At 52.9% G+C, this 12,502-nt stretch carries 15 protein-coding genes; 11 read left to right on the top strand and 4 right to left on the bottom strand.

The annotated features are described in order from the left end of the window. Complete coding sequence (locus OGV89_RS16455; RefSeq protein WP_003839508.1) at positions 1-855, top strand: L-ribulose-5-phosphate 3-epimerase; 855 nt, start codon at positions 1-3, stop codon at positions 853-855. Continuing rightward, on the top strand, positions 855-1,541 hold the full coding sequence (locus OGV89_RS16450) for an L-ribulose-5-phosphate 4-epimerase (RefSeq protein ID WP_003839510.1): 687 nt from the start codon (positions 855-857) through the stop codon (positions 1,539-1,541). Before OGV89_RS16455 ends, OGV89_RS16450 begins: the two co-directional genes overlap by 1 nt. A gap of 132 nt (positions 1,542-1,673) precedes the next feature. Here the strand turns inward: OGV89_RS16450 and yjfY are convergent, their stop codons facing one another. Then, a complete protein-coding gene (yjfY, locus tag OGV89_RS16445; protein ID WP_003025668.1) occupies positions 1,674-1,949 on the bottom strand; it encodes a DUF1471 family protein YjfY in 276 nt (91 codons plus the stop codon). 298 nt (positions 1,950-2,247) lie between these two features. Between yjfY and OGV89_RS16440 the strand changes: the two genes are divergently transcribed. The 6 genes from OGV89_RS16440 to OGV89_RS16410 all read left to right on the top strand — a co-directional run bounded on the left by OGV89_RS16440 (position 2,248) and on the right by OGV89_RS16410 (position 5,676). Further along, on the top strand, positions 2,248-3,012 hold the full coding sequence (locus OGV89_RS16440) for a TSUP family transporter (RefSeq protein WP_003025670.1): 765 nt from the start codon (positions 2,248-2,250) through the stop codon (positions 3,010-3,012). Positions 3,013-3,170: 158 nt separating this feature from the next. Further along, the gene (rpsF, locus tag OGV89_RS16430) at positions 3,171-3,566 is read left to right on the top strand and encodes a 30S ribosomal protein S6 (protein WP_003025672.1); all 396 of its coding nucleotides are present in this window, start codon (positions 3,171-3,173) and stop codon (positions 3,564-3,566) included. 6 nt (positions 3,567-3,572) lie between these two features. Next, positions 3,573-3,887 carry a primosomal replication protein N gene (priB, locus tag OGV89_RS16425; RefSeq protein WP_003025674.1) on the top strand — a complete coding sequence of 105 codons (315 nt, stop codon included), beginning with the start codon at positions 3,573-3,575 and terminating at the stop codon, positions 3,885-3,887. A 4-nt stretch (positions 3,888-3,891) separates the two neighbouring features. Further along, positions 3,892-4,119, top strand: a complete 228-nt coding sequence (rpsR, locus tag OGV89_RS16420) for a 30S ribosomal protein S18 (RefSeq protein ID WP_000135199.1) — start codon at positions 3,892-3,894, stop codon at positions 4,117-4,119. Positions 4,120-4,160: 41 nt separating this feature from the next. Then, positions 4,161-4,610: a 50S ribosomal protein L9 gene (gene rplI, locus OGV89_RS16415; protein WP_003025676.1), complete on the top strand. Its 450-nt coding sequence runs from the start codon at positions 4,161-4,163 to the stop codon at positions 4,608-4,610. Between the two features lie 142 nt (positions 4,611-4,752). Beyond that, positions 4,753-5,676, top strand: coding sequence for a DMT family transporter (locus OGV89_RS16410; protein ID WP_003844954.1), 924 nt, complete (start codon positions 4,753-4,755; stop codon positions 5,674-5,676). Positions 5,677-5,705: 29 nt separating this feature from the next. Here the strand turns inward: OGV89_RS16410 and OGV89_RS16405 are convergent, their stop codons facing one another. Then, a complete protein-coding gene (locus OGV89_RS16405; RefSeq protein ID WP_003025681.1) occupies positions 5,706-6,356 on the bottom strand; it encodes a LysM-like peptidoglycan-binding domain-containing protein in 651 nt (216 codons plus the stop codon). A 219-nt stretch (positions 6,357-6,575) separates the two neighbouring features. On the opposite strand from OGV89_RS16405, the gene bamJ reads away from it, so the two are divergent. Together bamJ and cycA are read left to right on the top strand one after the other, a co-directional pair. Continuing rightward, a complete protein-coding gene (gene bamJ / locus OGV89_RS16400) occupies positions 6,576-7,196 on the top strand; it encodes a BamJ family beta-barrel-assembly machinery protein (RefSeq protein ID WP_003025685.1) in 621 nt (206 codons plus the stop codon). Between the two features lie 308 nt (positions 7,197-7,504). Further along, positions 7,505-8,914 carry a D-serine/D-alanine/glycine transporter gene (gene cycA, locus OGV89_RS16395; protein WP_003025688.1) on the top strand — a complete coding sequence of 470 codons (1,410 nt, stop codon included), beginning with the start codon at positions 7,505-7,507 and terminating at the stop codon, positions 8,912-8,914. Between the two features lie 83 nt (positions 8,915-8,997). Here cycA and ytfE read toward each other — a convergent pair whose 3' ends face one another. Continuing rightward, the gene (gene ytfE / locus OGV89_RS16390; RefSeq protein WP_003025690.1) at positions 8,998-9,660 is read right to left on the bottom strand and encodes an iron-sulfur cluster repair protein YtfE; all 663 of its coding nucleotides are present in this window, start codon (positions 9,658-9,660) and stop codon (positions 8,998-9,000) included. Positions 9,661-9,905: 245 nt separating this feature from the next. Here ytfE and OGV89_RS16385 point away from each other — a divergent pair, with 245 nt between their 5' ends. Next, the gene (locus OGV89_RS16385) at positions 9,906-11,459 is read left to right on the top strand and encodes a methyl-accepting chemotaxis protein (protein WP_003844953.1); all 1,554 of its coding nucleotides are present in this window, start codon (positions 9,906-9,908) and stop codon (positions 11,457-11,459) included. 63 nt (positions 11,460-11,522) lie between these two features. On the opposite strand, the gene OGV89_RS16380 is transcribed toward OGV89_RS16385, so the two are convergent. Beyond that, on the bottom strand, positions 11,523-12,488 hold the full coding sequence (locus tag OGV89_RS16380) for a DMT family transporter (protein WP_086529654.1): 966 nt from the start codon (positions 12,486-12,488) through the stop codon (positions 11,523-11,525). Positions 12,489-12,502: the final 14 nt, after the last annotated feature.

Here is a 12,502-nt window from a genome sequence, read left to right as displayed (position 1 = left end):
ATGTTGTCGAAACAGGTCCCGCTCGGTATTTATGAAAAAGCACTCCCCGGCGGGGAGTGCTGGCTGGAACGCTTGCAACTGGCGAAGGAACTGGGCTTTGACTTTGTCGAAATGTCGGTTGATGAAACCGACGCTCGCCTGGCGCGTCTTGACTGGAACCGCGAGCAGCGACTGGCGCTGGTGGCCGCTATCGCCGACACCGGGATACGGGTACCGTCCATGTGCCTGAGCGCTCATCGTCGTTTTCCGCTTGGTAGTGAAGATGATGCGGTACGCGAACAGGGGCTGGAGATCATGCGTAAAGCCATCCAGTTCGCCCAGGATATCGGCATCCGTGTGATTCAGCTGGCGGGTTACGACGTTTATTACCAGCAGGCCAATAACGAAACGCGTCGTCGGTTCCGCGATGGGCTGAAAGAGAGCGTAGAGATGGCGAGCCGTGCACAGGTGACGCTGGCGATGGAAATCATGGATTATCCACTGATGAATTCGATCAGTAAGGCACTGGGATACGCCCACTATCTCAACAATCCGTGGTTCCAGCTGTATCCCGATATTGGCAATTTATCGGCGTGGGATAACGACGTGCAGATGGAGCTGCAGGCGGGAATGGGCCATATAGTTGCCGTACACGTGAAAGATACCAAACCCGGCGTATTCAAAAATGTGCCGTTTGGTGAAGGGGTTGTCGATTTCGAACGTTGTTTTGCGACGCTCAAACAGAGTGGGTATTGCGGGCCATACCTGATTGAGATGTGGAGCGAAACGTCGGACGACCCGGCACGTGAAGTGGCGAAGGCGCGCGACTGGGTGAAAGCGCGTATGGCCAGCGCGGGCCTGGTGGAGGCTGTGTAATGCAAAAACGTAAACAGCAGGTTTTTGAGGCCAACATGGATCTGCCGCGCTACGGGCTGGTGACGTTTACCTGGGGTAACGTCAGCGCCATCGACCGCGAACGCGGGCTGGTGGTGATCAAGCCCAGCGGCGTCGACTACCAAACAATGACAGTGGATGACATGGTGGTTGTGGATCTGCACGGTAATGTGGTGGAGGGACGCTATCGTCCTTCTTCCGACACCGCCACCCATCTGGCGCTGTATCGCCGTTATTCCTCTCTCGGCGGCGTGGTGCATACCCACTCAACCCACGCAACGGCATGGGCGCAGGCAGGTCTGGCAATTCCTGCGCTCGGCACGACGCATGCTGACTACTTCTTTGGCGATATTCCCTGTACCCGGGCTTTAACTGAAGCTGAAGTTCAGGAGGAGTATGAACTTAATACCGGTAGGGTGATTATTGAAACGCTCGGGGAGGTGGAACCTTTACATACGCCTGGCGTAGTGGTGTACCAACATGGCCCGTTTGCCTGGGGCAAAGATGCTCACGACGCGGTACATAACGCTGTGGTGATGGAAGAGGTGGCAAAAATGGCATGGATTGCGCGTGGCATTAATCCGGCGCTCAGCCCCATCGACAGTTACCTGATGAATAAGCACTTCATGCGTAAGCACGGCCCAAATGCCTATTACGGCCAGAAGTAAGAAAAAACGTTCCGGAGCCAACTCTTCATGGGGATGAGATCGGTCTGGCTTCGGGATTGTTTTGCAAAAAAAAGCCCCCAGTGAAGGGGGCAAGTCAAACTGTGGCAATGTTCTCGTTGGTTGTTTCTGGTGCTAGCGATAAATATCTGCACTGGCGTGCATATTTCCGTTACTACCGGGTTCCCTGGTGAGGATCACGTGATAGTAGGTTGCGCCTTGCGCATCGGTTTCTTCATTCAGGGCCTGAGTGGCTTCACTTTCAGTGGCGAAGTTATGATTTATGTAAATAACGCCTAAGCTCTGCACATCATCCATATTCCTGGCCTGATGATTGTCAATTTTGATGGCTGCCGTTGCATTTGCACTGAGCAAAAGTACAGCCAGAAGGGTCAAAACACGGGCTCGCATATGTACCTCCTCGACTGCGGTCTCTGGTTAGCTCTCTCCTGTGAGTGGATAACTTCTGATTTAATTTTAACCGCTGCCGGCGCAGTCGATAGCGACCATTTCTGATGCAGTTGTTCAAAAAATTACCGCAAAGCCATCTTTTCTTTAATTAACAATCAGCTGATGCCTTCCGCTACGGTTAAAAATACCTGCCTTACGCGCATAAGCTCTTACCAAATAGTCAATTTAATCGGGTGAGTACGCCGTTTATAGTGAGCCAGATAATTAATATAACTTTATGATAATTAGGCAAAAACTTATGGATACTTCATTCATGGATTTCAGCTATTTCGTGATTATGTTTATGGTCGCGCTGGTGGCTGGCTTTATTAACGTGGTGTCGGGCGGCGGTGGTTTTCTCTCTATTGGCGCTCTCTTAATTTCTGGTTTACCCCCGGCTAATGCGCTGGCAACCAATAAAATTCAGGCACTGGGTAGCTCGCTAACCTCCGGAATTTACTTTTTACGCCGGGGACATATTAATGTGCAGGAGCACAAATATGTCTTTTTATCTGCCTTTATCGGTTCTGCGATGGGCACAACGCTTATCCAGTTTATTGAACCGGACGTGTTGAAGAAACTGCTGCCGATCCTGATTATCGCGGTCGCTATCTACTTTATTTCTGCGCCTAATCTTAGCGAACCGAAAAGAAAGCAGCAGGTATCCCTGTTTCTCTTCTCGTTGATCTGCGGGGGAGGTATTGGGTTTTATGATGGTTTTCTCGGTGCCGGGGCCGGCTCCTTTTATACGCTCTGCTATATCCTGCTGTGGGGGTACAGTATCGATAAAGCGCAAATCCACTCGAATTTTATCAACCTGGCGTCGAACATTGCCTCGATTCTGTTCTTCATTTTCGGCGGTAAAATGATCTGGTCGCTGGGGCTGGTGATGTTTGCCGGGCAATCCCTTGGCGCACGTCTGGGTGCGACAGTCGTACTGACGCGCGGCAAGAAAGTCATCCGACCCATGATTGTCATCGTCTCTATTTGTATCAGCGTCAAAATGCTGCTGGATATGTATTAATGGCGACATGATAAATAATCGGACAAGCACCTTGAGTTTACCTGCTGACCCCAGTATTATGACGCGTCATTTTTCAGCCGACCTTTAACACGTTCCTTGCCTCCATGGGCCTCGGCTGACCCAGACAGGAGGCTGAATAATCCGTAAGGAGCAATTCGATGCGTCATTACGAAATCGTTTTTATGGTCCATCCTGACCAGAGCGAACAGGTTCCGGGTATGATCGAACGCTACACTGCTGCCATCACTGGTGCAGAAGGCACGATCCACCGTCTGGAAGACTGGGGCCGCCGTCAGCTGGCTTACCCGATCAACAAACTGCACAAAGCTCACTACGTTCTGATGAACGTTGAAGCGCCGCAGGAAGTGATCGATGAGCTGGAAACTACCTTCCGCTTCAACGATGCCGTTATCCGCAGCATGGTTATGCGTACTAAACACGCTGTTACCGAAGCATCTCCGATGGTTAAAGCGAAAGACGAGCGCCGTGAGCGTCGCGATGATTTCGCTAACGAAACCGCAGATGATGCTGAAGCTGGGGATTCTGAAGAGTAATTTCTGATGACCAACCGTCTGGCGTTGTCCGGCACCGTGTGCAGGGCTCCCCTTCGAAAGGTCAGTCCATCAGGAATTCCTCATTGCCAGTTCGTGCTTGAGCATCGTTCTGTGCAGGAGGAAGCCGGGTTTCACCGGCAGGCGTGGTGCCAAATGCCCGTTATTATTAGCGGACACGAAAACCAGGCCATTACTCACAGTATAACGGTCGGTAGCGCAGTGACCGTTCAGGGGTTCATCTCTTGCCACAAGGCAAAGAACGGCCTGAGCAAAATGGTTCTGCATGCCGAGCAGATTGAATTGATAGATTCTGGAGACTAGCCATATGGCACGTTATTTCCGTCGTCGCAAGTTCTGCCGTTTCACCGCGGAAGGCGTTCAAGAGATCGACTATAAAGATATCGCTACGCTGAAAAACTACATCACCGAAAGCGGTAAGATTGTCCCAAGCCGTATCACCGGTACCCGTGCAAAATACCAGCGTCAGCTGGCTCGCGCTATCAAACGCGCTCGCTACCTGTCTCTGCTGCCGTACACTGATCGTCATCAGTAATCGGTCACGGTCCATTAATACGACTTTGAGAGGATAAGGTAATGCAAGTTATTCTGCTTGATAAAGTAGCAAACCTGGGTAGCCTGGGTGATCAGGTTAACGTTAAAGCGGGCTATGCTCGTAACTTCCTGGTACCACAGGGTAAAGCTGTTCCTGCTACCAAGAAAAACGTTGAATTTTTCGAAGCGCGTCGCGCTGAGCTGGAAGCTAAACTGGCTGACGTTCTGTCCGCTGCTGAAGCTCGTGCTGAGAAAATCAACGCACTGGAAACCGTAACCATCGCGTCTAAAGCTGGCGACGAAGGTAAACTGTTCGGTTCCATCGGTACTCGCGACATCGCTGACGCTGTAACTGCAGCTGGCGTTGAAGTAGCTAAGAGCGAAGTTCGTCTGCCGAACGGCGTTCTGCGTACCACTGGTGAGCACGAAGTGAGCTTCCAGGTTCACAGCGAAGTGTTTGCTAAGCTGACTGTAAACGTAGTTGCAGAATAAGTTTTTATTCTGATGACCGCGTAAAAGCGCCGGCCCTGTGCCGGCGTTTTGCTTTTCTGTTCCCCCGCTTTTCTCTCTGGCTATTCTTTATCCTTTTCGGGATAATCACAAAAATAAAACATTATTTCAAAGTGGTGATGGAATGGAACCAACGCACCAACCTCTGTTTGCGCGTAAAAATGTTGTCTATCTGAGCGCGGCGTTCTGCTGCCTGCTGTGGGGGAGCGCCTATCCGGCGATCAAAAGCGGATATGAGATCTTCCAGATTGCCACGGATGACATTCCCTCAAAGATTGTCTTTGCCGGATATCGCTTTCTGTTTGCGGGAATATTGCTGCTAATGCTGGCGATGGCGCAGCGAAAACCGATTGGCCGGTTAAGCCCGCGTCAGTACGGCCAACTCACGCTGTTGGGGCTGACGCAAACCTCGCTGCAATACATCTTCTTCTATATTGGCCTGGCTTTCACGACGGGGGTGAAAGGGTCCATCATGAATGCGACCGGGACCTTCTTCAGCGTGCTACTGGCCCATTTTATCTACCATAATGACAAACTGAGCTACAACAAAGCGCTGGGCTGTATCCTCGGCTTTGCTGGGGTGATGGTAGTGAACTTTAGCAGCGGAATGGATTTTAGTTTCAGCCTGTTAGGAGACGGCTCAGTAGTGATGGCGGCCTTTATTCTTTCTGCTGCCACGCTATATGGAAAACGTATTTCTCAGACGGTGGACCCGACGGTAATGACAGGGTACCAGTTGGGCGGTGGCGGTCTGGCGTTGGTTATCGGTGGCTACGCTTTTGGCGGCACGCTGACCGTACACGGTGCGTCTTCGGTAGCAATTCTGGGCTACCTGACGTTACTCTCTTCGGTCGCCTTTGCCTTGTGGAGTATTCTGCTCAAGCATAATCGTGTGGGGATGATTGCGCCGTTTAACTTCCTGATCCCGGTTTCGGGGGCGGTGCTGTCGGCGATATTCCTCGGCGAAAACATTCTCGAATGGAAATACGCACTGGCGCTGGTGCTGGTCTGTTCGGGGATCTGGTGGGTGAATAAGGTGAAGCGCTGACGCTTCACCTTGATGCCTGATGGCGCCGCTTAACGGGCGCGAATAAAACTGCCGTTTGGCTGGCGGGTAAACAGAACCTGCTGGCCATTCCCGGTATCAATGGTTAATCCCGTCACCACGCCATTGGCATTCTGCCTGATCTGCACCATCTGACCGTCTTTCAGGTTGCTTAGCGGTTTTCCCGCGCCTTCAACCTGCGCCATTGCATACACATCGGTTGGCGGGAGGTTATGGTCACGGAAGACCTGGGCCAGCGTTTTGCCCGAGTCTACGCGATAAGAGCGCCACTGTTGCTCAATTCCGCTATCCTGTTGGAAAGGTTGCGTCTGCGGCTGAGATTGCTGAGCCTGCGGCTGCGCATCAGGTTCTCCTTCCTGGATTGGCTCTGGAGCAACCGGAGCGACCTGGCCGGGATCGTTTTGCGGGGCGACTAACTGTGCCTGTAGCTGAGCCTCGGTTGGTGGCTGCGACTGTGACTGTAAATCCAGCTGGGCAGTACGCGTCACCACAGGGGCATCGCTGGTGTCACTGGAAGGAAGCAGGAAACCTATCACCAGCACGATAGCAGCAATAATAATGCCGCGGCGGTGCATAGGCGGTAGCGGATCCATAATGCGAAAATTGTCCGGTGCATGCCAGATTTTCGCCAGGGTTGGTTTTAATTCAAAGCGCCCGGGCATGGCTTTCCTCCTGCTCCGCGTCTCGTTCCTCGATCATAGAGTATAGATGGCTAACGCTATGATGTTCGTCATATTACCCGCTTTCGTGACGTCAACGCGGGATATTCCTATTGTTTATGTTTCCTCGCGATTTGTCATCTGTTCCCGAGACAAAGTTTTACCGGATGCGGCATGGCTGATATGCTGCCCGCTACTTTACATCCGATGAAAGGAAATATGATGGCTAACCCGACTTTTGACACTATCGAAGCGCAAGCAAGCTACGGCATTGGTTTGCAGGTAGGACAACAGCTGAGCGAATCCGGACTGGAAGGACTGTTGCCTGAAGCGCTGGTAGCGGGTATCGCTGACGCGCTGGAAGGTAAGCACCCGGCAGTGCCGGTTGATGTTGTGCATCGCGCGCTGCGTGAAATCCATGAACGCGCTGATGCAGTACGTCGCGAACGCTTCCAGGCTATGGCGGCTGATGGCGTCAAATATCTGGAAGAAAACCGTGAGAAAGAGGGTGTGAACAGCACTGAATCCGGTTTGCAGTTCCGTGTTCTGACTCAGGGCGAAGGGGCTATTCCGGCGCGTACTGACCGCGTTCGCGTGCATTATACCGGTAAACTGATCGACGGTACCGTGTTTGACAGCTCTGTCGCACGTGGCGAACCGGCTGAATTCCCGGTTAACGGCGTAATCCCTGGCTGGATTGAAGCACTGACCCTGATGCCGGTAGGTTCGAAATGGGAACTGACTATTCCTCAGGAACTGGCTTACGGCGAGCGTGGTGCTGGCGCGTCCATTCCTCCGTTCAGCACGCTGGTGTTCGACGTTGAGCTGCTTGAGATCCTGTAAGCAGTGACTTCTGTTCCCTCCGAGGTCGGGGGGAACAAATAAATAGCGTGAAAAGCTATAGTTACGTCGTTGTCGATATTTTATCTTGCAAATGCCGCATCAGCGTGTATTTTTGTGAGCTGATTCGCGCTATCAGAGTGATATGACACTCACTTTAAACATTAAATTAACATTATATCTAAATCTTAGTATTCATCCCGCCAATTCTTACCTAATATCGATGAGTCCTGATAACAGGATCGTCGTATCATAGACACACTAAAGGCCGTAGAGCCTGAACAACACAGACAGGTACAGGAAGAAAAAACATGGTAGATCAGGTAAAAGTCGACACCGCTGAAGAGGCGTCGTCTGAACAGTCGCTACGGCGCAATCTCACAAACCGTCATATTCAACTTATTGCTATTGGTGGTGCTATCGGTACTGGCCTGTTTATGGGCTCCGGTAAAACCATCAGTCTCGCCGGACCGTCGATCATCTTTGTATATATGATCATCGGTTTTATGCTGTTTTTCGTGATGCGGGCAATGGGTGAATTGCTGCTCTCGAATCTGGAGTACAAATCGTTTAGTGATTTCGCCTCCGACCTGCTCGGGCCATGGGCCGGGTATTTTACCGGCTGGACCTACTGGTTCTGCTGGGTCGTTACTGGGATGGCAGACGTTGTCGCGATTACCGCGTATGCGCAATTCTGGTTCCCCGAACTGTCAGACTGGGTCGCCTCGCTGGCGGTGATTGTGCTGCTGCTGAGCCTCAACCTCGCCACCGTAAAAATGTTCGGTGAGATGGAGTTCTGGTTTGCGATGATCAAAATCGTCGCCATCATCGGCCTGATTGTCGTCGGTCTGGTGATGGTGCTGACGCACTTCCAGTCGCCAACCGGCGTTCAGGCATCGTTCACGCATCTGTGGAATGACGGTGGCTGGTTCCCGAAAGGTCTGAGCGGCTTCTTTGCCGGCTTCCAGATAGCGGTGTTCGCGTTTGTGGGTATTGAGCTGGTGGGAACGACCGCTGCGGAAACCAAGGATCCTGAGAAATCTCTGCCGCGCGCCATTAACTCGATTCCAATCCGTATTATCATGTTCTACGTGTTCGCGCTGATCGTGATTATGTCCGTAACGCCGTGGAGCTCGGTAGTACCAACCAAGAGCCCATTCGTTGAACTGTTTGTGCTGGTTGGTCTGCCTGCTGCGGCGAGCCTGATCAACTTTGTGGTTCTGACTTCAGCTGCCTCTTCCGCAAACAGCGGCGTGTTCTCTACCAGCCGTATGCTGTTCGGCCTGGCGCAGGAAGGCGTTGCGCCTAAAGCATTTGCCAAGCTGTCTAAACGCGCAGTTCCGGCGAAGGGGTTAACCTTCTCCTGTATCTGTCTGTTGGGCGGCGTGGTGATGCTGTACGTGAACCCGAGCGTGATTGGCGCGTTCACCATGATCACCACCGTGTCGGCGATTCTGTTCATGTTCGTCTGGACCATCATTCTTTGCTCGTACCTGGTGTACCGCAAGCAACGTCCTCACCTGCATGAAAAATCAATCTACAAGATGCCGTTAGGCAAGCTGATGTGCTGGGTATGTATGGCGTTCTTCGTCTTCGTACTGGTACTGCTGACGCTGGAAGATGATACCCGTCAGGCGTTGATGGTGACGCCGCTGTGGTTCATCGCGCTGGGTCTGGGCTGGTTGTTTATCGGTAAGAAACGTATGGCGGGTATGCGTTAAGCGTTGTCATATCGGACACAAAAAAGGCCACATAAGCAGTGGCCGAATTCGGACTTCAGGAAGGCGCTCTCGGGCGCCTTTTTTTATTCACCTGCGAGGGCACGCGGGAACAACACATTGTTTTCCAGGCTGATGTGTTCCATCAGGTCATCGATCATTTCGTTAATGCCGTTATACATGGCTTTCCAGGTGGTGCAGGCTTCTGGCGGCGGCGTCACGTTGTGGGTGATGTGTTTGATCACTTCCACCAGTTCACCCGCATCGTCATGTTCGCTTTCCATCACGCTGATTGGCCCCATCGCCTGGCTACCCATGCCCTGTTTGATCATCGGGAACAAGATCTGCTCTTCTTTCATCATGTGGCTGGACAGCTCTTCATGCAGCATGGTCAGGTTTTTCGCCAGACCGCGCGGTACGTTCGGTTTGTCTGCGTGAACGCGTTCAACTTTTGTGGCCTGCAGGATCAGCTCCGGCAGCTGTTCGCGGTGTCTGTCGTGATAACGCACGATGATATGGTCGATGATTTCAGCCAGAGCCACGGTACGCCAGTCTTTCTCCAGCGGCTGTTCAGCCAGCTGCGCGAGCTGCGCCTCAATAACGTCTAAATCCAGCTCTTTACGCGCGGCAGCGCGTGCCAGCGTTTGCTTACCGCCGCAGCAGTAATCCATATCGTATTTACGAAACAGGGCCGAAGCGCGAGGAATAGAGAGCGCCAGTTCACCTAAAGGTTGATCGCGATAAGACATTGCCGTTACCTCATTCTCAATAATATAAGATGTATTTTAAATACAACTTATGGCGAAGGATATAACCCTTTCGGGGTGGGGTGTTTTGTGATGAACGTCACGAAAATTTCTTATTTCGTTAAGGTGCTGAATCTTATTGGAAAGGTGAGGGGCGGCGAAAAAAGCGGCTCGACAGGATTAAATAAGCGCACGCCGCTGCCGATAGTTAGACCTCAGACAATACCTGCATAATAAAAAGGCTACAGATGTTCAAACGAATCAAAGTGATAACCTTACTTATCACCGTGTTACTCGCCCTGGGCGCAATGCAGCTCATCTCTGCGGGCGTCTTTATTGGCGCGCTCAATAACGATAAGCAGAACTTTAACGTGTCTCAACTTTCCAGCCAGAATGTGGCCGAGTTTACCGATGCGTGGATTAGCCTGAACCAGGCTCGCGTCACGCTCAACCGGGGCATGCTGCGTTTACAGGGAACGATGGCCAGCGAGATTAACGGCGGTCAGTTGAAGGAGCTGGTGAACACAGCAAATCGCCTGTTGGCCGAATCGAAAGAGCATTACGATAAATACTACGCTCTACCGGAAACGCCGGGGTTGGATGAGCATCTGGCCGATCGACTGGAAGAACAGTACGGCATCTATTCTGCGACGCTGGCAAAAATGAACGCGCTGCTGGCTGAAGGAAAGCTGGAAGAGATGTTCAAGCAGAACGCCGAGCAAAAGCAAACGGCCATGCAGGAAGTTTATCGGGAATGGCGTAGCGCGCAAACGGCGCTGGCCACTGCCGGGGTACAGGACAATGAGAGTGACTACCAGAAGATAATCTGGCTACTGTCCGCGGTGATGCTGATTGTCGTCACCGTAATTATCGCCAGTTGGCTGGCGATGCAGCGAGTGCTGCTCAAGCCGCTCCACGAGGTGATGGGACATATTCGCCATATTGCCGCAGGTGATTTGACTCACCGCATCAACGCCGATGGCAGTAATGAAATGGCGCTGCTGGCAGGCAACGTCCGCGACATGCAGCAGGCGCTGGCGAACACGGTCAGCGTGGTGCGTGACGGGGCTGACACCATCTATACCGGCGCGGGTGAAATTGCCGCTGGCAGTAACGATCTCTCTTCACGTACCGAACAGCAGGCCGCCTCTCTGGAGGAGACCGCAGCCAGCATGGAACAACTTACTGCAACCGTGAGACAGAACGCAGATAACGCGCGTCAGGCGACCAGCCTGGCAAAAAATGCTTCGCAGACGGCGCAGAAAGGCGGAACCGTGGTTGATGGCGTGGTGCGTACGATGGATGAAATCGCCACCAGTTCCAGCAAAATTGCGCAAATTACTACTGTTATCGACGGTATTGCTTTCCAGACCAACATCCTGGCGCTGAACGCGGCGGTAGAAGCGGCGCGAGCGGGCGAACAGGGGCGTGGCTTTGCTGTAGTCGCAGGCGAGGTGCGCACGCTGGCGCAGCGTAGCGCTCAGGCGGCAAAAGAAATTAAGGCGTTGATTGATGACTCAGGGAATCGGGTCAATGCCGGTACGGCGCTGGTGCATGAGGCGGGTGAGACGATGGCGGAAATTGTCAGTGCCGTCACCCAGGTTACCGATATTATGGGAGAAATTGCGTCGGCCTCTGATGAACAGAGTCGGGGTATCGATCAGGTCGGTCAGGCGGTGGCTGAGATGGATCGCGTCACGCAGCAAAACGCCTCGCTGGTGGAGGAATCCGCTTCCGCCGCAGCCGCGCTCGAAGAGCAGGCCGCACGGTTGAACCAGACGGTGGCGGTGTTTAAAGTTTAACGTCTGCTCCGGCCTACAAGATATTATCCAGTAGGCCGGATAAGCGGAGCACCATCCGGCACATTATGATTGTGAAATCACCATGACGCTCGGTTTCTGTGGCTTGGCTCTGACGGCTATCACTACCCCAACCATCAGCAGCGTAATACCGCTTACCGTCAGCAGCGGCGGAAATTCCTGGCGCAGTATAAAGGTGTACAGCAAACCAGCCAGCGTTTCGAAGACAATCAACGGGCCGAGGATCACCGTCGGCAGCTTCTGGCTGGCGACGTTCCAGCACAGTGCGCCAACCCAAGAACACAATACCGCAATGGCTATCATCAGGCCGATAAACACGGCTGGACGCGGACCGAAGGGCAGAGCAAAGTCCGGCGTTTGCCCGTTCAACCACAGGCAGGCGGCAATATAGCCGAGCAGAGAAACAGGCAGCGTCACCAGTGCCTGGGCCGTCGCCCACATCATCGGGTGCTTATCCGGATTCTCGCGCAGCCAGCGGGCATTACGCAGCGCATACCACGCCCAACACACCACCGAAATCAGCGCCAGTGCGATGCCTGAGCCATATCGCCAGCCGCTAAAGTCAGGGAGTCCCTGATTCAGCTCCGAGATATTCACGCACAGCAGGCCTATACCAATCAACACTAGCGCAGGCGACAAACGCCACCATGATAATTTGCCGTCACGCTGGCTGTAGAGCAGGTTAGCGAAGACCGGGATCACCACCGGCAATGTACCAATAATCATCGTGGAGACCGGTGCGCCGGTGCGCTGGATAGCGCTTGCCAGGCAAACGTAATAAATCAGATTCCCCATCATTGTTAGCGTCAGCGCAGTTAACCAGTCTTTCCGCCCGAGTTGACGCAGGCGCACACGTCCCAGCCAGGCAATCGGCAATGCGATCAGCCCCAGCGCCAGATAGCGCCCCATCGACTGCAATACCGCCGGGTATTCCGGTACGATCAGCGGTCCAACAAAAATTAATCCCCACATCAGCCCAGCCAGCAGGGCATACAACACACCGCTAATCATTTTTGATATCCACA

It is taken from the genome of Citrobacter sp. Cf125, from assembly GCF_030333935.1.
Taxonomy (GTDB): Bacteria; Pseudomonadota; Gammaproteobacteria; order Enterobacterales; family Enterobacteriaceae; genus Citrobacter; species Citrobacter freundii.
The sequence above is the reverse complement of the archived record's forward strand: the minus strand, read 5'-3'. Positions and strand labels throughout refer to the sequence as shown.